At 44.6% G+C, this 21,425-nt stretch carries 21 protein-coding genes; 13 read left to right on the top strand and 8 right to left on the bottom strand.

The annotated features are described in order from the left end of the window. Positions 1-132: 132 nt before the first annotated feature. Both pykF and ACE1OE_RS06540 read right to left on the bottom strand, forming a co-directional pair. The gene (gene pykF, locus ACE1OE_RS06535) at positions 133-1,545 is read right to left on the bottom strand and encodes a pyruvate kinase PykF (protein WP_102468283.1); all 1,413 of its coding nucleotides are present in this window, start codon (positions 1,543-1,545) and stop codon (positions 133-135) included. A gap of 465 nt (positions 1,546-2,010) precedes the next feature. After that, positions 2,011-2,787: a metalloregulator ArsR/SmtB family transcription factor gene (locus ACE1OE_RS06540; protein ID WP_449210518.1), complete on the bottom strand. Its 777-nt coding sequence runs from the start codon at positions 2,785-2,787 to the stop codon at positions 2,011-2,013. A gap of 158 nt (positions 2,788-2,945) precedes the next feature. Between ACE1OE_RS06540 and ACE1OE_RS06545 the strand changes: the two genes are divergently transcribed. The 4 genes from ACE1OE_RS06545 to arsJ are packed head-to-tail and all read left to right on the top strand — an operon-like array spanning position 2,946 to position 6,085. Then, the gene (locus tag ACE1OE_RS06545; protein ID WP_102468285.1) at positions 2,946-3,293 is read left to right on the top strand and encodes a metalloregulator ArsR/SmtB family transcription factor; all 348 of its coding nucleotides are present in this window, start codon (positions 2,946-2,948) and stop codon (positions 3,291-3,293) included. A gap of 11 nt (positions 3,294-3,304) precedes the next feature. Continuing rightward, complete coding sequence (locus ACE1OE_RS06550; protein ID WP_449210519.1) at positions 3,305-4,312, top strand: ArsJ-associated glyceraldehyde-3-phosphate dehydrogenase; 1,008 nt, start codon at positions 3,305-3,307, stop codon at positions 4,310-4,312. After that, positions 4,309-4,806 carry a phosphatase domain-containing putative toxin gene (locus ACE1OE_RS06555; protein WP_449210520.1) on the top strand — a complete coding sequence of 166 codons (498 nt, stop codon included), beginning with the start codon at positions 4,309-4,311 and terminating at the stop codon, positions 4,804-4,806. Before ACE1OE_RS06550 ends, ACE1OE_RS06555 begins: the two co-directional genes overlap by 4 nt. A 52-nt stretch (positions 4,807-4,858) precedes the next feature. Continuing rightward, positions 4,859-6,085, top strand: a complete 1,227-nt coding sequence (gene arsJ, locus ACE1OE_RS06560) for an organoarsenical effux MFS transporter ArsJ (RefSeq protein WP_102468287.1) — start codon at positions 4,859-4,861, stop codon at positions 6,083-6,085. A gap of 94 nt (positions 6,086-6,179) precedes the next feature. Here arsJ and ACE1OE_RS06565 read toward each other — a convergent pair whose 3' ends face one another. The 3 genes from ACE1OE_RS06565 to ACE1OE_RS06575 form a co-directional block, all read right to left on the bottom strand. After that, positions 6,180-7,025 carry a GGDEF domain-containing protein gene (locus tag ACE1OE_RS06565; protein ID WP_372059187.1) on the bottom strand — a complete coding sequence of 282 codons (846 nt, stop codon included), beginning with the start codon at positions 7,023-7,025 and terminating at the stop codon, positions 6,180-6,182. 255 nt (positions 7,026-7,280) lie between these two features. Further along, complete coding sequence (locus tag ACE1OE_RS06570) at positions 7,281-9,053, bottom strand: lysophospholipid acyltransferase family protein (protein WP_449210521.1); 1,773 nt, start codon at positions 9,051-9,053, stop codon at positions 7,281-7,283. Between the two features lie 231 nt (positions 9,054-9,284). Beyond that, positions 9,285-11,414, bottom strand: coding sequence for a TonB-dependent siderophore receptor (locus tag ACE1OE_RS06575; RefSeq protein ID WP_449210522.1), 2,130 nt, complete (start codon positions 11,412-11,414; stop codon positions 9,285-9,287). 229 nt (positions 11,415-11,643) lie between these two features. Here ACE1OE_RS06575 and ACE1OE_RS06580 point away from each other — a divergent pair, with 229 nt between their 5' ends. From ACE1OE_RS06580 to rpoS, 9 genes are all read left to right on the top strand, one after another. Then, positions 11,644-12,294, top strand: a complete 651-nt coding sequence (locus ACE1OE_RS06580) for a PilZ domain-containing protein (protein WP_372059190.1) — start codon at positions 11,644-11,646, stop codon at positions 12,292-12,294. 118 nt (positions 12,295-12,412) lie between these two features. Beyond that, positions 12,413-12,694 (top strand): cell division protein FtsB, encoded by a 282-nt coding sequence (ftsB, locus tag ACE1OE_RS06585; protein ID WP_102468292.1) that lies wholly within the window; start codon positions 12,413-12,415, stop codon positions 12,692-12,694. Continuing rightward, positions 12,691-13,401, top strand: a complete 711-nt coding sequence (gene ispD / locus ACE1OE_RS06590; RefSeq protein WP_449210523.1) for a 2-C-methyl-D-erythritol 4-phosphate cytidylyltransferase — start codon at positions 12,691-12,693, stop codon at positions 13,399-13,401. Before ftsB ends, ispD begins: the two co-directional genes overlap by 4 nt. Next, positions 13,398-13,877 (top strand): 2-C-methyl-D-erythritol 2,4-cyclodiphosphate synthase, encoded by a 480-nt coding sequence (ispF, locus tag ACE1OE_RS06595; RefSeq protein ID WP_102468294.1) that lies wholly within the window; start codon positions 13,398-13,400, stop codon positions 13,875-13,877. The genes ispD and ispF overlap by 4 nt, the downstream gene beginning before the upstream one ends. A 12-nt stretch (positions 13,878-13,889) precedes the next feature. Continuing rightward, positions 13,890-14,921, top strand: coding sequence for a tRNA pseudouridine(13) synthase TruD (truD, locus tag ACE1OE_RS06600; RefSeq protein ID WP_449210524.1), 1,032 nt, complete (start codon positions 13,890-13,892; stop codon positions 14,919-14,921). A gap of 5 nt (positions 14,922-14,926) precedes the next feature. Then, complete coding sequence (surE, locus tag ACE1OE_RS06605; protein WP_372059194.1) at positions 14,927-15,697, top strand: 5'/3'-nucleotidase SurE; 771 nt, start codon at positions 14,927-14,929, stop codon at positions 15,695-15,697. A 3-nt stretch (positions 15,698-15,700) separates the two neighbouring features. After that, positions 15,701-16,324, top strand: coding sequence for a protein-L-isoaspartate(D-aspartate) O-methyltransferase (locus ACE1OE_RS06610; RefSeq protein ID WP_102468297.1), 624 nt, complete (start codon positions 15,701-15,703; stop codon positions 16,322-16,324). Further along, entirely contained in the window at positions 16,325-17,263 is a 939-nt protein-coding gene (locus tag ACE1OE_RS06615) for a peptidoglycan DD-metalloendopeptidase family protein (RefSeq protein ID WP_102468298.1), read from the top strand. A 177-nt stretch (positions 17,264-17,440) separates the two neighbouring features. Beyond that, the gene (gene rpoS / locus ACE1OE_RS06620) at positions 17,441-18,418 is read left to right on the top strand and encodes an RNA polymerase sigma factor RpoS (protein ID WP_102468299.1); all 978 of its coding nucleotides are present in this window, start codon (positions 17,441-17,443) and stop codon (positions 18,416-18,418) included. Positions 18,419-18,500: 82 nt separating this feature from the next. On the opposite strand, the gene ACE1OE_RS06625 is transcribed toward rpoS, so the two are convergent. From ACE1OE_RS06625 to ACE1OE_RS06635, 3 genes are all read right to left on the bottom strand, one after another. After that, the gene (locus ACE1OE_RS06625) at positions 18,501-19,112 is read right to left on the bottom strand and encodes a TIGR04211 family SH3 domain-containing protein (protein ID WP_102468300.1); all 612 of its coding nucleotides are present in this window, start codon (positions 19,110-19,112) and stop codon (positions 18,501-18,503) included. Positions 19,113-19,331: 219 nt separating this feature from the next. Then, entirely contained in the window at positions 19,332-20,594 is a 1,263-nt protein-coding gene (locus tag ACE1OE_RS06630; protein WP_449210525.1) for an inorganic phosphate transporter, read from the bottom strand. Positions 20,595-20,713: 119 nt separating this feature from the next. Beyond that, positions 20,714-21,394 (bottom strand): TIGR00153 family protein, encoded by a 681-nt coding sequence (locus ACE1OE_RS06635; protein ID WP_102468302.1) that lies wholly within the window; start codon positions 21,392-21,394, stop codon positions 20,714-20,716. Between the last annotated feature and the right edge of the window lie 31 nt (positions 21,395-21,425).

The raw sequence follows: 21,425 nt of genomic DNA on the forward strand, positions 1-21,425 counted from the left end.
AACAATAGGCGGTATGCCATATTGTAAATCGGCATGGATAGTACAGTGAGTTGAAATGTTGGGCAAGAAAAATTATAAAAAAAAGAGGGCCTAGGCCCTCTTTTTATAGATGTTGCTTATGTAACGTCGTAATTATAGTACGTGTACAGAAGCTGTGTTAGTCGTGCCTGAAGCAACAAGTGCACCAGAAACCATAACAACGATGTCGCCTTTCTTACCAAAACCAGAGTTTAGAGCGTACTCTTTACCGTTTTTGTAGAATGCGTCAGTGCTATCAATTGAATCAACAAGAACAGGACGAACGCCTTTTGTTAATACAAGTTGAGCCGCTGTTTTTGGATTCGTAGTAAGTGCTACGATGCTTGCTGTAGGAAAATACTTACGTACAGAACGTGCAGATTTACCGCCGTCTGTTGCAACGATGATCAGTGGAGCAGCCAGTTTCTCAGCTGTGTCTACTGCACCTTTACATACTGCTTCAGTGATACGTAGGCGTGGGCTATCTAGACGAGAACCTAGTTCTGCTTTCAGTGCACCGTCAGTACGGTTAGCGATTTGAGCCATGATAGTCACAGCTTCAACTGGGTATTTACCCTTCGCAGTTTCACCAGAAAGCATAACTGCATCTGTACCATCCATGATTGCGTTCGCAACGTCACCCGCTTCTGCGCGAGTTGGACGTGGGTTTTGAATCATAGAATCAAGCATTTGAGTTGCAGTGATAACAACTTTACGTGCACGGTTACATTTCTCGATCATCATTTTCTGAGCGAAGATTACTTCTTCAGCTGGGATTTCAACACCTAGATCGCCACGAGCAACCATGATGCCGTCAGAAGCTTCAAGAATTGCATCGAAGTTATCAACACCTTCTTGGTTCTCAATTTTTGAGATGATGTGGATGTTTTCGCCGCCGTTTGCGTTTAGCAATTCACGGATTTCTTTTACGTCTTCTTCTTTACGTATGAAAGAAGCAGCAACGAAATCAACGCCTTGCTCACAACCAAATTTAAGGTCAGCTTTGTCTTTTTCAGACAGTGCAGGTAGCTTCACAGAAACGCCAGGAAGGTTAACACCTTTGTTTTCGCCTAGTGCGCCGTTGTTTAGTACTTTACATTTTACTTCAGTCTCAGAAGTAGAAATAACTTCCATTTCGATAAGACCGTCATCAACTAGGATAGTGTTACCCGCAGTTAGGTCTTTAGCAAAACCAAGGTAAGTCACTGCAACGATGTCTTTATTACCAACAACTGCAGCATCAGTAGTGAAAGTGAATTCTTGACCAGCGACTAGATCAACGTCATTGCCGCCTTCTAGTTTGATAGTACGGATTTCAGGACCCTTAGTATCAAGCAAGATAGCAAGTTGCTTGCCTACGTTCGCCATCACTTCACGGAAGTTAACGATACGCGCTGAGTGCTCTTCAAAGTTACCGTGAGAGAAGTTTAAACGCATTACGTTCATACCAGCGTTCACTAGTTCAGTCAGTTTCTCTACAGACTCAGTTTTAGGGCCAATCGTACATACGATTTTGGTCTTTTTCATGGAAGATACTCTCCGGTAAGTAATATTTACAATTTCAAAGTTAGTGTAGTCCATCAAGAAGGCTAGCGATGCCCACAATAATTCACGTGAGCTATCAAATATTTATCCAGCTTTTCGTCTTCTTGATGTGAAAGCCTTTCAATACATTTAGTCATTTTATGACCAGTTGAGGCGCTTTCTAGCCTGGAATTCTGTGATGCAAACCACTATATCATGGTGATATTGCACAAAAATAAACAATTATTTCGTAATTTATTTTCTTTTCGGGGCGGATTCTACCACCTAATTGATCAAAATTCACGATACATAACTTGTTTTAGAGCAAGGTTTCGACGCTTAATATTTAATTTTTAGATCAAAATAAATAAATTGGATGAATCTTCAATATCTTGTAACTTTTTTTCAGAATTAATTGTTGGGTTACAACATTCTTCTTTTGGCTAGTTGAAACGAAATGGCTAAAATTTAACCGTTTGTCACTCTAGGTTTTGTGTGTTCATGGCGATGCGGTCTAGTTGTGACTCGGTTCAGTAACTGATTGGCTGCGATCAATTGAGGCGCCATGCTGGAGACTGAGGCGTTAAAAATCGCGATAGCCCAATCTGGAAGTGAGGGTGAAATGGAATAGAACGCCCATTGACCTTTACGTCTGTCAACGACAATGCCACATTGCCTAAGAACGGCCAGAGCCCTGGATATTTTGGGTTGCGATTCTTGCAATGCTTCACATATCTCACCCACGCTCAACTCTACTTCCGTAAATATCATTAATGCAATCATGAGTCGTGTTTGATCGGATAAACACTTATGCAATACGAGCGGATTAAAGTCGTGACCCATTGTCTCGCGATGAACCAAGACAAACCATTCAATCCTTTGTTGCAGGTCTACTAAAGATGCCCCAAACAATGGCTCTTGGTATGAAGTTGGCGTTGGTAAGTCCCAAAAAATGCTTTCATTGGTATTTGGAAAAATGCCGCACTCGGCGTGAGCGGAAGAACAGAGTGTAATGACGTAATCAAAGCGTTGGTCGTTGAATTCGGTCATTGACTTTGAATGCAGCGTCCCTGTTTGATAACCAGCTTTCTCGAGTGTTTCAAGTGTTCGGTTGTCCACTGCGTTTGGGTGACTGCCCGCGCTGAACGCTTGATAGTACTCGGAATAGCTTTGATTAACGATAGCTTCTGCTAACTGTGACCGTGCTGAATTTCCACGGCAAACAAATAGGATGGTTTTCTTCATATTATCCTCAGCGTAAGAGGCTAGAGTCGGTAAGACAGTCGGTGATTGGCATAACAATGCGGGCATATTATGAAAGTTTTATTAATGGATGAAAAGATCCTTGACTATTTTAATATGAAAATTAATATATACGCATATCCATATATAAGTGATTAGGTATGCTTCCACATGAATTCTTTAAGTTAATGTCTGATGAAACTCGGATCCGCACCTTGTTATGGATCTCTGCCAAAGGTGAGGTGTGCGTCAATGACTTAGTGGACGTTTTACAAGAGAGCCAACCGAAGGTGTCGAGACACTTGGCCATGCTGCGGCAGGTCGGTGTTGTGACGGACTGCCGTGTCGGGCAGCGCGTTTTCTACCGATTGTCGAGCGGGCTTCCTAGTTGGTTATACAAAACAATTCAAGGGCTGGAGCAGTCAAACTGTCTGCAAAGTGCTTATCAACTAAACTTTAATGAAGTGGTGTTATCTTCGGGTAACGAGTCAAACTTCACATTGAAATAAGAGAACACTCTATGGCTATCAAAGTAGGTATTAATGGTTTTGGTCGAATTGGTCGCTTAGCACTGCGTGCGGCGTTTGATTGGCAAGAACTTGAGTTTGTAAAAATTAATGACGTGGCAGGCGATGCGAAAACACTCGGTCACCTTTTAGAGTTTGATTCTATTCAAGGACGCTGGCACCACGAAGTTAACGTCGAAGGCTCGACGCTTATTATTGATGGACAGCACGTTGCGACAACACAAGAGCGTGACATTAATGCGGTAGATTGGTCTGACTGTGATGTTGTCATTGAAGCGACGGGCGTGCATCGTAAGACCTCGTTCTTGAATCAATACCTAGAGCAAGGTGTTAAGCGAGTTGTGGTTTCGGCACCAGTCAAAGAAGATGGTGTGGCAAATATCGTGGTTGGTGTTAATGATCATATTTTTGATCCTGCATTACACCGCATTGTGACGGCAGCATCGTGCACCACAAACTGCATTGCGCCCGTCGTTAAAGTTATTCACGAGAAGTTAGGTATCGAACAATCGGCCTTTACTACCATTCATGACCTGACCAATACCCAAACCATTTTGGATGCGCCACACAAAGACCTTCGTCGAGCGCGAGCATGTGGTATGAGTTTGATTCCAACGACGACGGGCAGTGCCACTGCTATTGTTGAAATTTTCCCTGAGCTAAAAGATAAGATTAATGGACATGCCGTTCGAGTGCCATTGGCTAACGCCTCACTGACGGACATTATCTTTGATGTGAAACGAGATACAACCGCAGAAGAAGTCAACGCTTTACTTAAAGAAGCATCGGAAGGTGAATTGAAAGGTATTCTTGGCTTTGAAGAGCGTCCTCTTGTGTCAATTGACTACAAAGGTGATCAACGTTCAACCATCGTTGATGCACTGTCAACGATGGTCGTAGGCACTCGTATGGTAAAGATTTACGCATGGTATGACAATGAAATGGGCTATGCCACGCGCACGGCTGAATTGGCACGTACAGTTGGTCTAGCGGGGGAATGATAATGCATCCAACATGGGAACTTAACGTAGATAACGCGGCATTGGTATTAATGCCGTGTCCTGGCACAAAAGAAGCCTCGTTAGAAGAGTCGTTAGCACAACTAAAAGAGCAAGGCGTCACTATCATTGTAACGGCTTTAGATAATGAAGAAATGGCGGATAAAGGTGTATCGGAGCTTGGCAAACAAGCACGTGCGCTTGGTATGAAGTGGTTTCAAACGCCGATTGAAGATGACCGAGCACCTGGCATTGAGTTTACGGCTCAGTGGAATGCTATTTTGCCTGAGCTTCGTCAAGCAATAGAAGTGGGTGAGAACATTGCGATGCATTGTATGGGCGGATCGGGTCGTACCGGTCTTCTTGCTGCAAATTTATTGCTCGATCTCGATTGGGATTTAGAAACCATTCGTCGTGAAGTGCAAGCATTGCGACCGGGGGCATTTACTAAGCCTATCCAAATTGAATACGTCGAGCAGCTCGCTGCGAAGTTCTAGTAGATAAAGAGGCACTCATCGAGTGCCTCAACTTTTTGAGTGAACAGAAAATATGCTGTCTAACCTAAGTAAAAGTGTACGCCAATACATGCTGGTGACGTTCAATTATTGGAACTTTACCATTACAGATGGTGCACTTCGCATGCTGGTTGTGTTGTATTTCCACGATTTGGGTTACAGCGCGCTTGCCATCGCATCATTGTTTCTTTTTTATGAATTCTTCGGTGTGGTGACGAATCTTGTTGGTGGCTGGCTCGGGGCGAGGCTCGGGCTTAACCGAACCATGAACATTGGTTTAGGGATGCAGATTGTTGCTTTGGTTATGCTAGCTGTGCCAAGTGCGTGGCTGACGATACCATGGGTGATGGCCGCCCAAGCCATGTCTGGTATCGCGAAGGATCTCAATAAAATGAGTGCCAAAAGCGCGATTAAAACCTTAGTGCCAGATGAGCAACAAGGGGCATTGTATAAATGGGTAGCGATATTAACCGGATCTAAAAATGCGCTAAAAGGAGCAGGATTTTTTATTGGTGGTGTTCTGCTTTCATTATTGGGCTTCCAGTACGCGGTGTTGGCGATGGCAGCGGTGCTGACGCTGGTATTTATTGGCAGCGTCCTGAGTCTAGAAGGCGATATGGGGAAAGCGAAATCGAAGCCTAAGTTCAAGCAGATGTTTTCTAAATCCGAAAGTATTAATATTCTTTCTGCCGCTCGAATGTTCTTGTTTGGTGCGCGCGATGTTTGGTTTGTTGTTGCCTTACCTATTTATCTAGGGTCTGTATTTGGTTGGAACCATAGTTGGGTGGGGGGCTTTCTTGCGCTTTGGGTCATTGCTTACGGCTTTGTACAAGGCATCGCACCTAAAATTACTGGTAAGGCTCAAGGTGAAGTACCGGATGGAGCGGCGGCGTTTTGGTGGGCGATGGCATTAGCTGGTGTTACTGGCGTCGTGGCTTTAGGCGTGCAGATGGCATGGCATCCACAGCTTGTCATTGTTGTAGGATTATTGATTTTTGGTGCGGTGTTTGCTGTCAATTCATCCTTACACAGTTATTTGATTGTTAGCTATGCCAAGGGAGACGGTGTCTCTATGGACGTAGGCTTCTACTACATGGCTAATGCCATGGGCAGATTGATTGGCACGATTCTGTCGGGGTGGATTTATCAAGTGGCTGGCTTAGCCGCGTGTTTGTGGGTCTCGTTTGCTTTTTTAGTCATCACGACCGTTATCTCGATTCGGTTACCTAGCGTTAAAAAACCGGTGCAGAGCGAATACTAATCCACCGATTCATTAGGCACTTTTTTACTCGATGCGTAACAGTCGGTGGAAGGTGCCTGCCTGTTCTCTTGTCATATGTCGTCAAACTCAACAATCACAATGCTAGGTTTCGTTTTGCTTTGCGTTTGCGTTTGTTCTGATACATGTTCCTATCAGCCTGTTTGAGTGTTGTGCGTAGGTTTTGGTGATAAGCTGAAATTCCCACACTATAGGACAGGGTCTTGTATTGGCTAAATCGCTGGCTAAACAACAACTCAAGCTTGGACAGCGAACACTGTAATTGTGCAGTGTCAGTTGAGCTTGTGAGGATAATAAATTCGTCCCCGCCATAACGTACAATCGTGTCGGATTTATCAAAGACCCGGCGTAAGCTGCGGGCAAATTTTGAGAGAACTCGGTCGCCTTCACTGTGTCCCATTTCATCATTTACTTGCTTGAAATTATCTAGGTCAACGGCAATGCACAAGCCTTCTTGCCATTGAATTGAGCTTAAATAAGCAAGGTTATGCAGCCTAGTCAATGGATCTGTGTAGGCTTGTTTTTCGAAAAATTTAGCCTCTTGATGCAATTCGGTCACATCAAAACTCGTGGTGTAAATATACAGCTCTTGATCAATGATGATTTTGAATTTGAGTACGTTGTAATAGAACGTACAGCTTGGCGTTTGGAATTGAATGATTTTGGCGGTACATTCGCCATGCTCAAGAAATGCTAAGCTGGCATCATGACATTGCTGAAGCATTTGTGCGACATTCTCAGGGACCTGCAGTGACAATTCATAAGCATCCATCCCTAATGGGTTAATCGCCGAATATTGGCTTAGCCAGTCGGTAAATGTGTCGTTGAGATAAATATATTTATGGTCAGCGTCGCGTATAGAAAGAAAGCCTGGGAAGTGTTGGAACAGCCCGTAAGCTTGATGGTACGTTAATTCTGTCACAGCAAATATCCCACTCAGATAAACCGAATTTTCTTATTATTGAAAAACGGGTTGGTATTGTTATCGTTTTGTAGGCGTTTCTAACATGACGGATTGATAAGAACTGTGATGCCTATCGTTTAAACTTGTACGATTTGATGAGAATACACGTAATCTCACCTTTGAGACATGCTATACACTAAATGTAAGTATGGTTTTGAATAGTGTATAGCATTGTTTTTAAAGAAATCTTGTTTTTGTTGTTACTGGCGAGGCCTAGCGAGCTTTGTTAGTGACGGCATGCATGGTTAGGTAGTGTTGTGCTTTATCTTTACCCATATAGCGAGCGAGAGATTTATCTGGCACAGCTCTTAGGTCAACCACGATGAGTCCATCCAACGCATTATTGAAATCAGGGTCGATATTAAAGCTCACCAGTTTTCCATTGAGGGCTAAGTACTGCTTGAGTAGAACCGGCACCCCTTTCCCGTTATCGAGTTTTGATATGACTCGTGATAATAGCTGCACGTCAGCTAACGCGCTGAGGAGTTGGGTGTTCCAATGAGAGTGACTCGTGTGCGTAGGTGGGTTGGAGGCCGTCACAAAACTTGCCCCAATTTCATCATAGTGGTGCATCGTCATGGTCTCAGCCAACAGCTGGCGAGCGCTATCGCTGTAGTCGTTGCTAATACTCACTGGGCCAAATAGGTGTGTGTAACTTGGATTACGATAGACGAATTCTGAAATGCCCTTCCACAGTAGCAACAATGCACTCATGCTTTTTTGATACTCTTGTGAGATAACCGAACGTCCCATTTCAATCGCATTTCCCATTGTTGCTAAAAACGGTTTGTCGTATTGAAATAGTGTTCGAGAATATAGGCTTGAAATATCTGACTGCGCAAGGAGTTGATCGACCATTCCTAAACGGTAAGCTCCCACTAGCTTCTTTCTCTCACGATCCCAAACAAAAAGGTGGTGATAACTCTTATCAAAATGGTCAATGTCGAGTGACATGCCGGTGCCTTCCCCTACTTGTCTAAAGTTTATCTCCCTGACTCGACCTATCTCGTGTAGAAGGGAGGGGATATGCTCAGCGGTAGTGCAGAATACGTCAAATTCACCACTTGATAGTAGGTAATGTTCTGCGGGAAGTTGCTCGATGTCGCTCAGTAAATCCTTAAGATCCAATGCGGGCGCTATCGGTACCTCAATGCTTGGGTTCAGTGCTGTCGGTGGCTTATTGACATGTTCACGGCCAAGTAAGTAGGTATTGAGGCGCAGGTAATTGACCAGCTGACGGCTCTTGAGGTTTTTTACTTCTTTGTATTTAATGGTGTCGCCAATCGCAATGTTAATGGGTTTGTTTTTTTTATTAAGCAGTTCTCGACCAAGCATCACCGTGCGTAACATGGGGTGCACTTTGCCCGCAAAGTAAAAGTGTTTGGAATTGAGTCCACCAATATGGATAGGGACGGCTGTGGCTTTGTTCTTTTTTATTAAAGTGCTGACCGAGCGGCTCCACTCTTTGTCTTCAAGGCGCAGGTTTTTTCTATCAACAAGCTGGGATACTTCGCCAGCAGGGAAGACCAACAAGATGCCGCATTGCTCCAAATGTTGGCTAGCTTGCCTTAAGGCTCGGGTGTTGGATTGATGAGCGCTGTCGCCGTCAAAGACATCGACGCCAATAAACAATGACGCTAATTCGGGCACCAGTTTTAAAAATTCATTGGCGAGGATTTTAACGTCTTTACGGACGCTTAATAATAACTCAGCCAAAATTACGCCCTCTACACAGCCAAGAGGATGGTTTGCGACGATCACGGTTGCTCCAGTTTTCGGAATCATAGCGCTATGCCCAGTGACAATGTTGTACTCAATCCCGAGTGTTTCCAAAGCGTAACGTAAAAAACATTCGGTACTGCAATTTACAGGTCGTTGTGCATAAAGCTGATCCAAGACTGAAAGTCCAGTTGCCCATTCAGCAACATTTTCTGCAATTCCGAACGGTGTTTTTCGCGGCAGGCGAAAAGGGCTGGTGGTGTTCATAGCAACCTCTGAGTCAATTCCATTTAGATGTCTTTGAAAGGTTATGATGCTGATGTGTCAAACTGGCGTAGGAACGATGGAGGATGGGTGACGTATTGATGTCAGAAGAGTGACAGTGGAGATGGATGGGTACACATTTGCTTGGAATGAAGGTTGTCAGCGTGCGTTATTTTGGAATGAAAAAAAGAAGAAAGAGTGCAGATGCACTCTTTCTTTAACTAGGGTGTAGAATTAAAACGTTGCGTTTACTGATAGTTTAAAGCGACGTTCATCACCGTAATGGACATCGTTAATTACGCCAGTTGAAGAGTATTCACCACCACCGCCAGTGCCGGCAATGTATTCTTTGTCGAATAGATTCTCAATGTTAAATCGGAAGTCCCATACCACGTAATCACTCTTAATCTTGTGGGATGCACCGGCATCGAAACGTGCATAACCGTCTAGTTTTAACGTATTCGCATTATCAGCCCAGCGCTCTCCTTGGTAGAACAAGCCAAGGTTTAATGCTGTTGCCTCTGTCATCGCGTAGCGAGTCCATGCGGAACCACTCCATTCAGGTACGTTTGCAGGACGCTTATCTTGATACTGGTCGTGCTTATCAAAATTCGCGTCCAAATACATACCGGATGCCATGACGAACCATTTATCTGAGATTTGACCTTGCGCGCCCGCTTCAGCACCTTGGTGATGTTGAATACCGTTTTGTGTCGTGATGCCATTCTCTGTGATACTGATGTTTTTTTTCTCAATATCAAAAACAGCACCCGTTAGCAGTAAGCGGTTATCCATCAACTCCCATTTAGTCCCTAGTTCATATTGACGACTGTTTTCCGGTGTTCGTTCGGTAATTGAGTTATCGTCATTGACGACATTTGAGACGGGATTAAAGCTCTCAGAATAGTTAGCATAGATACTACCATTGTAGCTAGGGTGGAAGATTAGCCCAGCTTTTGGTGAAAATGACTGGCTATCATTTGCCCCGCTCACTGTTGCGCCCGATGGATTTTGACCATCCGCATAATACCAGTCATATCGACCACCGATGAGTGCTTGCCATTGGTCGTTAAGCGTAATTAAATCTTGGGCATAAATACCGTAGAAATTATTTTTGCTCTCATACGTTGAGGTGGCATTATTGTAATCCAGCCCAGGGTTGTCCGGATTTTCTCCTGGCTGAACGACAATACTACTGCCTCTTACGCGTTGCTGTGAATAATCATAGAACTGACCGTTGGTGCCGAGTAAGAGTTTGTGATCGACGCTCAGAGCGGTAAAGTTACCATGTAAATCAGCGTGGAATGCTTGGGTCTTCCAGTTATCGTAGCGATCAAATGGGCTCATGGTATAGCTTCCATCTGACAGGGTGTCGTCACTCGGGTTGGGTATTGAATCGTAGCGGTGACGTTTCATATCTTGAGCGTTGTAGCTTAGTTTGGCTTCCCACTGACTACTTAAATAAAGCGTTAGGTCTACACCATAGTTTTCAACATCATTATTGATGAATGACCAGTGCGCGTCACGAATCGTGTCTTTATCACCAATCCTGTTGCCGTTAAGATCAAGCCAAGAGCCTGAATCGATAGGTGCGTTATCCTGAGTCTTCTCGTAATTTAATGACAATAAGCCCCAGTCGGACAAATCAGCCTCTATAATGCCGTAACCAAGAAAGCGATCACGTTCACGGTTGTCACCGGTGGCATATTTTCTACTTTCCACACTATCTTGCTTTACTAGAACCGTACGGCCACGCAGTGTGCCGGACTCATTGAGCTTGCCAGATGCGTCGATATGGTAGCGAGTACTACCTAGGTCATCGAAATCAGCGCCAACATTCACTCGTGGCGTGGCGGTTGGCTTTTTGGACACCATATTAACCATGCCACCTGGCGCTGAGTTTCCGTACAAAAGACTGGATGGCCCTTTGATTATTTCGATGCGGTCAAGCGTTTCAATGGGGAGCATATAATGGGTAAATAAAGAATGACCGTTTCTCATATAGCCGTTCGTGGATGACAGCTCAAACCCTCTTATTGAAAAGGTTTCTCTATTCCATTTTTTTGATCCAGCCGTCACACTTGCGTCGTTTTGAAGCGCTTCACCTAAGGTGGTTGCAAGTTGTTCGTCTAGGACAATTTCAGGGATGACACTGACCGATTGAGGAGTCTCTAACATCGTGGTATCTGTTCGCATCGCGCCTGTCGAACTGTCTACCTTATAGTCATCAAAACTCTGAGCATGGACGACCATAGTTTCATCTGTATTTGACTCTGATGATGGTAATTTTTCTGATGCATAAAGAGGGGAGGTGCTGAGTGCGAGTACCACTGCACTACAAAGCGTAGTTGGAGCAAATTTCATTTTAGGCTTTCCTTGCTTACTATAAGCTAAAGCAAATTTTTATTGTTAGTTATGGATGGTGATATGCCATTTATTTAACTGGCGGACTGAATAATAATGATATTTATTATCATTTTCAATCATTAATTTTTACATTCCTTTATATTTGTTGCTTGTGAGCTAAGTGATTGCAAATACTAATTAACTACGATGTAATTCCCCGATTGCTTTTGTCAATGGAGGACAGTTAATGGGGCAGGTTATAACGACATCTCAAGATTACTACCGATACCTGAAGACAGGGATGAAACTGAGCTTGTCCATTGATGGTTGTAGCGAGGTTAAAGGATTATCCGTCGCTTTGATCGGATACAAAATCGACCAGTTTTTAGTCGTTGATATGTTAGGTGTTGACGACGAACTAATTGAAAGCCTACATGGACAAGCACTTGTGGTGAGAGGGTTAACCGACAGTAGCTATGGTCATGTTATTGCTTTTAAATGCAAGTGGTTGGCGCTATCGGAGGTGCTTTGTAAGCAGTTGTACCTATCGATACCAGATAAAATCATTGCCAAGCCAATTAGAGAGCACTCTCGTTACAAGTTAGAACTTGTGTGCAATGTCTCCTTTGGTAAATCGAGTATTGATGGAGCGATCGTTGACTTTTCTGTTTCGGGGTGCGGTGTGTATACCGAACAACCCCATGATTACTGTAAGGGCTTAAAGGTGAAAATTGAGTCCGAGCTAAATCGCTTTTTACCCAGCACAATTATGTTTGAAGTCGTGAGCGTAAAGAAACACGCACGGGGTTCGTTGATTGGTATTCAGTTTGATCAACAGGTATTGATGTCGAATGCGCTGAAGAATGCGCTGGCTGAAATGTCACTACAAGCGACCTAGTTGTGTCAGTATTTGCTCTTTTTAGCCGTGAGGTGAACACAAGCTTCGTCTTCGCTTATTTCAAAGTGTAAACTGTGGTATATAAAGGGTTAATTTTTTCGGTGGAATGTTCCAGTTTATGCGTATCTTTACTCTCGTATTACTCGTAGCTTTTTCATGGCTGCAATTTACATTGTGGTTTGGAAAAAATGGGGTTGTTGATTTCAACCAAGTTGAGAGTGATATAAAGGTTCAGCAACAAGTGAACAGTAATTTGCAAGTTCGCAATGATGAGATGTTTGCTGAAATAGACGATCTTCGTCAGGGACTTGATGCTATCGAAGAGCGAGCAAGACATGAACTGGGATTGATTCAAGATGGTGAAACCTTCTATCGAATCATAGGTGAGGAAAACCAGTGAGCGAAACGTATCCCCCAATCGTCGCTATTGTCCCTGCTGCCGGTGTCGGTAGTCGGATGTTAGCGGACAAGCCCAAGCAATACCTGCCAATATTTGGAAAAACAATTTTAGAACACACCATTACTAAACTATTGGCGCACCCTAGCATTAATAAGGTGGTTGTCGCGCTTGGTGAACATGACCCGTATTACCCTGAGCTTGAGATAGCGAGTCACCCTTCAGTTATCCGTGTTTCGGGTGGCAAAGAAAGAGCTGACTCAGTACTGTCTGCGGTGAATTACACAAGGGAACAAACGCCGAATGCTTGGTGCTTAGTCCATGATGCTGCCAGACCTTGCGTCTCCTTAGGTGATATTACTAAACTTATCGAACAGGTGATGCCAGACACCGTCGGCGGCATTCTAGCATCACCGGTTAAAGATACGATGAAAAGAGCCAGCAACAATAACTGCATCGACCACACCGTCGATCGCTCTGGATTATGGCATGCACTCACTCCTCAGCTGTTTGAGGTGAATCGCCTACATGCCGCGCTGACCGATGGTCTAGTCAGTGGTGCGACGCTAACCGACGAGGCGTCGGCTATTGAACGCCTAGGACAATCACCAGTACTGGTAGAAGGGCGCGGTGATAACATCAAGGTAACGCACCCGGAAGACTTGGCGCTGGCAGAGTTTTACTTATTGAAAGAGGAACAACACAAATGAGAATTGGTCACGGCTTTGACGTACATAAATTTGGTGGTGATGGACCGGTTATCATTGGTGGTGTTTCTGTCCCTTATGAGCAAGGATTGCTGGCGCATTCTGATGGTGACGTTGCCCTGCATGCGCTTTGCGATGCATTATTAGGAGCTATTGCTGCCGGTGATATCGGCCGTCACTTTCCTGACACGGATGATGAGTGGAAAGGGGCAGATAGTCGTGCATTGTTGCGCGATGTGTACGCAAAAGTTCGTGCAAAGGGCTATGAATTGGTCAACGCAGACGTAACCATTATGGCCCAAGCACCCAAAATGGCACCGCACATCGAACAGATGTGTCAAGTGATTGCAGAAGACCTTGATACCGATATTGAGAACGTAAACGTCAAAGCAACCACCACGGAACGACTAGGCTTTACAGGACGTAAAGAAGGCATTGCCACAGAAGCTGTGGTTCTAATCACTAAAACCTTGTCCTAATAGGCACCAGTAATGACAATAAATATAGACGGTTTGGCGTTTCAACACGGTAAACCAACCAGCCATGCGAAATTCAAAGCTTGCAACGAAGATTTTGTAGTGAAAGAAGTGCTGGGCTACGCGCTTGCCGGAGAAGGCGAGCACTTAATGCTACGTATTCGAAAAAATGGTGAAAATACCAGTTTTGTTGCCAACGAGCTGGCTCGGGTGTGCGGCGTTAAATCGAAGGATATCGGTTGGGCGGGCCTTAAGGATCGCCATGCAGTGACGGAGCAATGGCTGAGCATTCACCTGCCGAAGAAAAACGTGCCGGACTTTACTGAGTTTCTGTCTACTTATCCAAGTATTGAAATTGTCGATACAACTTGGCATAACAAAAAACTGCGTCCTGGCGATCTTGCAGGCAATGACTTTGAAATTAGATTGACCGATGTTTCTGATATAGAAGCCACGCAAGCCAGAGTCGCAGCGATTATTAATAATGGTGTGCCTAACTATTTTGGCCCGCAGCGCTTTGGACATGAGGGTAATAATGTGGCGGAAGCTCGACGCTGGGGTCGAGAAAACGTACGCACCCGCAACCAAAGCAAACGAAGCATGTATTTGTCTGCTGCTCGCTCTTGGATTTTTAACCATATCGTGTCTGACCGCATTGAACAGCAGTGCTATGATCAGGTGTTGGTTGGCGATGTCGTGAGGGTTGATGGACAACCCGTGTTGGTGACTGACGTTAACCACGATGATGCCATTGTGATGCGCTCAGCTATTACGGCGGCATTAGCAGGCGATAATGCTCTTCCTACGCAAGGTGATGCGTTGGCATTAGAGCAGCGTCATCTCGATAATGAAGCCGATTTGATGTTGCTCATTCGTGGCAATAGGATGCGACATGATCGTCGTAACATCACCTTGATGCCTGAACATTTAAAAATGGACGTAGAAGAAAACGCATTGCGACTGAGTTTCTTCTTAGATTCGGGCAGTTTTGCGACCTCAATCTTACGAGAAATTGCAGTACTAGAAGAAGTAGAAAGACAATTCTAATTAATATGACGAAGACAATAGTAACCAAACCCAAAATACTGATAAGCAATGATGATGGTGTCCATGCTGAAGGCATTCGCACGCTCGCCCGCGTCTTGCAAGACATGGCTGATATTGTCATTGTTGCGCCAGACCGAAATCGCTCTGGTGCATCGAATTCGTTGACCTTGGAGCAACCGTTGCGGGTGAACGAGATAGAGCCTAATGTTTTTTCGGTACAAGGGACACCTACCGATTGTGTTCACTTTGCGCTTAATGAGCTAATGCGTGATGAGATGCCAGATCTTGTACTATCAGGGATCAATCATGGTGCCAACCTTGGTGATGATGTGCTGTATTCGGGTACAGTTGCAGCCGCGATGGAAGGGCACTTTCTTGGTGTTCAGGCGATAGCTTTCAGCTTGGTTGGGCGTAATAACTTTGAGGCTGCCGCTTTAATCGCTAAGCAGTTTGTAGAGCGTCATTTCAACCAGGCCGTTCCGACCAATCGATTATTGAACATTAACATCCCAGATCGCGAGTTGGCTGAACTTGTCGATATCCGAGTGACTCGCCTTGGGGCTCGGCATCATGCTGAAAACATGATTAAGCAAAAGGATCCAAGAGGGCATGATATATATTGGCTTGGACCTCCGGGTAAAGAGCAAGATGCCGGCGATGGAACAGACTTTCATGCTGTAGAACATGGCGCGATATCCGTGACGCCTTTACAGGTTGATCTGACTGCCCACGAAGCCTTGGGTGCAATGAAAAAGTGGATAGTAGGGAGACATTAATCAATGAATCCGCAAGCAGCGAGATTAGTTGAATTCTTAAAGGGACATGGTATTTGTGATGAGAACGTGCTGCTGGCTATTCTTCAGATACCAAGAGAGCAATTTGTTTCCCAAGCAATGATTCATCAAGCGTACGACAATAATGCACTGCCCATTGGTAGCGGACAAACCATTTCTCAGCCTTATATTGTGGCTAAGATGACCGAATTACTGAACCTAACACGAGCAACAAAAGTGCTAGAGATTGGTACGGGCTCGGGCTATCAAACGGCGGTCTTAGCGCAGCTGGTGGAGCACGTGTGTTCGGTTGAGAGAATTAAAGCGTTGCAATGGGAAGCCAAGAGACGACTCAAGCGACTCGATATTTATAACGTATCAACTAAACATGGTGATGGATGGCAAGGGTGGCAAGCCAAGGGCCCGTTTGACGCCATTATTGTGACTGCAGCGGCAGCGTCAGTCCCGGATGCACTCCTTTTACAGCTTACCGAAGGGGGACGACTCGTGATCCCAGTCGGAGAGAATGAACAACAGTTATTAAAAATTACCCGTAAAGGTGATAGTTTTATAACAGAAGTAGTTGAATTAGTAAGGTTTGTTCCTTTGATTGCAGGTGAACTCGCGTAAATGCAAAGTGTTTTGAGACGAGGTATTTGGATTTTATCCTTATCTGGTGTGCTAATTGGGTGCACCGGACACTCGCGTGCACCTGTCTCAGATCTGGGAGGAAAGTACGAAAGTGTCTCTAGAGGGAGTTATAGAGGCAGTTTTTACGAGGTGCAAAAAGGCGACACGCTATATTTCATTTCTTACGTCACCAACAAAGATGTTAAGGAATTGATTCGATTAAATAACTTAAAATCTCCCTATACGATTCACCCTGGTGACCGCCTCAATTTATGGCGCAGTGTATACGCACCACCGTCTTACGCCGGTTCAGGTTCTGGCGAGGCCGCTGCTGCAACAACAGTAGCGGCAGCGTCTGCATCCCCTAAGCCTGAGCCTGCGAAAGCAACAACGAAAAAGCCTGCGAGTTCAACGAATAACAGTGCGCAAAAAACAGCCAACAAGAAGGTTGAACAATCTAAGCCAAAAGAGTATGGTGAATCTAAAGGTAAACAAAATGTTAATAACACAAAACCCAATACGGCAAAACAAACCACAGTAGCGAGTCAACCTAAAAAACCGCCAGCGGCTAAAGTATCAAGCTGGGTTTGGCCAACCAAGGGTCGAGTGATAAAGAACTTCTCTGTAGGGGACCAAGGAAATAAAGGTATCGACATTGCGGGTCAGAGAGGACAAGCAATTGTTGCCACTGCAGGAGGAACCGTGGTGTATTCGGGTAACGCACTTAGAGGATACGGTAATCTCGTTATCGTCAAACATAATGATAACTACCTCAGTGCTTACGCTCATAACGATCGGTTGTTGGTATCAGAAGGACAAAGTGTTAAGTCTGGGCAAAAAATCGCTACCATGGGTAGCTCAGGTTCTAACAGTGTAAGGCTGCATTTTGAAATTCGTTATCAAGGTAAATCCGTGAATCCAAAGCGCTATTTGCCTTAGCGGTAGAGTAATGGTTTTGGGAGCATGGCTTTTGAAGTCAAAGTTTTTAGGAAAAAGTGTTTTCGTACAACGTTATTCTCGTACAAAAAGCTATTTGCACATTAATTGATTTGATCAGGATAGGTTAGCGACATAGTTGAGTAGTCATGTTTTGCTAGCTCGCCAGGGGGAGGCACTATGGGAATCAGCAATGCAGTAACTAAAAATGAAAAATTCAACACTGAGAATGAAATGGCAGTGGTTGGAAATACACGGACTAAAAAAACGAAAGTTGAAAAGGAAGATAAAGAACAATTTGACGCCTCTTCCAAAAGTCTCGATGCAACACAGTTGTATTTAGGCGAGATCGGCTTCTCTCCACTCCTAACCGCAGAAGAAGAAGTGCTCTACGCACGACGCGCACTCAAAGGTGACGAGGCAGCACGTAAACGTATGATTGAGAGTAACCTTCGATTGGTGGTTAAAATTTCTCGTCGTTACAGTAATCGTGGCTTGGCACTACTTGACCTTATTGAAGAAGGTAACCTTGGCTTAATTCGAGCGGTTGAAAAGTTTGATCCTGAGCGCGGATTTAGATTCTCAACCTATGCCACGTGGTGGATTCGTCAAACGATTGAACGAGCCTTGATGAATCAAACTCGCACCATTCGTTTACCTATCCATGTCGTCAAAGAACTGAACATTTACTTGCGTACTGCTCGAGAGTTGTCTCAAAAGCTCGATCATGAGCCTACCGCTGAAGAGATCGCTCATCAGTTAGATAAGCCCGTCAGTGACGTATCCAAGATGCTGCGCCTTAATGAACGCATTAGTTCCGTTGATACACCAATCGGTGGCGATGGTGAAAAAGCGTTACTGGATATTATCCCTGACTCAATGCACTCTGATCCTGAGTTTTCGACTCAAGACGACGATATAAAAGCGTCTTTGATTCACTGGCTTGATGAACTAAACCCTAAACAAAAAGAAGTACTGGCAAGACGTTTTGGGCTGCTTGGCTATGAGCCATCGACCTTAGAAGAAGTGGGAAGAGAGATCAGTCTTACTCGAGAACGTGTTCGTCAAATTCAGGTAGAAGGGCTACGTCGATTGAGAGACATCTTAATCAAGCAAGGTCTTAACATGGAATCATTGTTTAATTTTAACGATGACTAGTCCTCTGACTAGAGAAAACTAGGACAGCTCATAGAGCTGAAATAAAAAAACCGCCGTAAGGCGGTTTTTTTATTTGAAGAGGTTACTTCCAGCCATTAGGGCTTTTACGACGACGTGGCATGATATGTGGAAGGATTAAGCCCAATAGTAGACCAATACCTGCAACGCCACCACCATACATAAAGTATTTAAGCAGCAGGTCTTCTTTTTGTGTGTCTAGCTTTGCTCTCAATTCACGAATCTCAGTTTGAGAAACATTCAGCTGATTACTGATATCTGAGTGGTTTTGCTCAAGCTCGGCAATTTGTGTGTTTCTAGCAGCAAGTGAGCTTGCTAGCCCTTCTTGCTCGCTATCGGCTGTTTCACGAGCACTGGCGAGTTGGCTTTTAACCTGAGCGAGCTCTTTCTCAAGACGCGGTAGGCGTACCGCCATGCTTTCTTGATTGGTGACAAACTTCGTTTCTACCCAGCCTTTACGGCCACGTGCATCTAGGACTTGAGAAAAGCCGGAAGCACGGTTGGTCGACAACAGTTGAACCTTGTCACCTGCATTGATACTGCCCACGATACGATATTCATTACTCGGTCCTGAGTGAATATAAGTAAATAATTTGTCGGCAATATAACGTTCTTGAGCCAAAGCGGCTGGTACTACAAACATTGATACTAAGATCATGCAGATCAGTTTTTTCACGATAAGTCCCTTAAGTCTTTCAATGGGGATTAATGATAGTGTGCGACGACTATAGTCTTACGCTGACACACTCAAATTGTAAACTTTTAAGAATGGGCAAATAGTATGAATTTTCTGTACATGGTGCAACTAAGAAGGGAGGCTAAGCCTCCCTTTATTTGCATTTGAGTCAATTATGACGTGAGGTTCACATCTCCCTGACTTAATGATTTACAAGGCTTAGCCTGCAAATGACGCTTGGATACCGTAGAAGAATACAACAGCTAGTAATGCACCCGCTGGAAGTGTCACAATCCACGATGCCACGATGTTACGGACAACACCAAGGTTAAGTGCGCCGATACCACGTGCGAAACCTACCCCTAATACCGCACCAACAAGCGTTTGCGTGGTTGAGATAGGTAGACCTGTACCAGAAGCTAATACAACAGTACATGCCGTTGCAAGCTGTGCTGCGAAGCCTCGGCTTGGTGTCAGCTCGGTAATACCGGTACCAACGGTAGCCATAACCTTGTGACCCATCGTCGCAAGACCAACAACAATACCGAACCCGCCTAGAGGAAGAATCCACCATGCGATAGTGCTTTTCGTTGTGATTTCACCCATGTGCTCAACAGTGGAAACGACCGCTGAAAGAGGACCAATAGCGTTAGCAACATCATTAGAGCCGTGAGCAAATGCCATCGCACATGCTGTGATTACCATTAACACACTGAAGATGCCTTCAACACCACTGAAACCGTGGTCTTCTTCGCGCCCAGCGAATTTACGTTGAATGTAAAGATAACCAGAGACCATGACTAATGTTGAGACGGCTGCCGCCCAAAACCATGCTTCACCATTTGAAAGGTGCAAGCCAACGTGTTTAAGACCCTTCTTAATCGTAACGAGCGCGATAACCATCGTCGTAATGAACATGTACACAGGAACAAAACGTTTGGCATTGAATAATGGCTTTTCAGTATCGAATATCAGTCGCTGCGCACTGACGAAGATGACATAGGCAAAGAAACCCGAGATGACGGGGGTCACCACCCAGCTGCCTACAATACCTTTTACTGATGCCCAATCTACGGCTTCTGTTCCTACAGAGACACAAGCAAAACCAATGATGGCACCAATAATGGAGTGGGTAGTGGATACCGGCCAACCCATGTATGACGCTAGCAATAGCCACGTACCAGCAGCAAGAAGTGCTGACATCATACCGTAAACCAGAACATCAGGTTGGTGGGCAAAAAGTGATGTGTCGATAACCCCTTTACGGATCGTATCGGTTACTTCACCGCCAGCGAGATACGCACCGGCAAATTCGAAGATCATCGCAATGATGATAGCTTGCTTAACTGTTAAAGCTTTAGAGCCAACAGAAGTACCCATTGCATTGGCAACATCATTTGCACCAATACCGATAGCCATTAGGAAACCGAATAATGCCGCAACAATAATTAGGATAGTGCCGTGGTTCGCAAGAATATCCATTGTAATACCTAGTTTTGTTTCATAACAAGCGGAGCAGTTTTAAGGCACGCGCAATACTTAAGCATTGCATTTAGCGCCTAATATCAATTTAGCTCTTTGTTACTTAGTTAACGTATGATTTAAGATCGAGAAAGCATAAGTTCAAGACGAGCACCTACGCGCTGAGCTTGATCTGCAATGCCACCGATCCATTCAAGAATCTTATAAAGGAACATGATATCAATTGGGTTGTTCTCATGTTCAATCGCCATCAGTTGCTGACGAAGCTGAATCTGCATCGCATCAGTATCATCTTCAATGATATCGAGTTGATGAATCATTTCGGCTACAAGCGTCACTTCACGGCCTTTAAAGCCTGTTTCAAGCAGTTCGTCGAGCTCAGTAATTACTTTTTGAGCTTGATTGGCGGCATCGAGACAGCGTTTTACATAAGCAATAAAGTTGTCTTGCATTGGTGTTGGGATGACAAGTTGTCGACCGTAAACACGACCTGCAATGTCTTTAGAAAGGTTCGCGAGTTTGTCTTGCTGTGTAAGCAGTTCTAGCATATCGCTACGATCTACTGGCAAAAACAATCCGCGAGGAAGCTTTAAGCGAATCTCACGCTTCAATACGTCCGCTTCCTTCTCTAGATGAGAAATCTGCGCACGGATCTCGGCTGCTTTCTCCCAATCGCCTTGAAAACTAGTCTCAAAGAAATTGACAAGATGTGAGCAACACTCTGTTACGCACACAACGTGGCGCTGCAAAGGTTTAATAGGGGACTTTGCAAATAACCCCATAATTGTATTCACTGGCATGGTTGTTTAACCTAAAAAATATAACCTGAAA

This window comes from Vibrio sp. E150_011 (assembly GCF_053544015.1).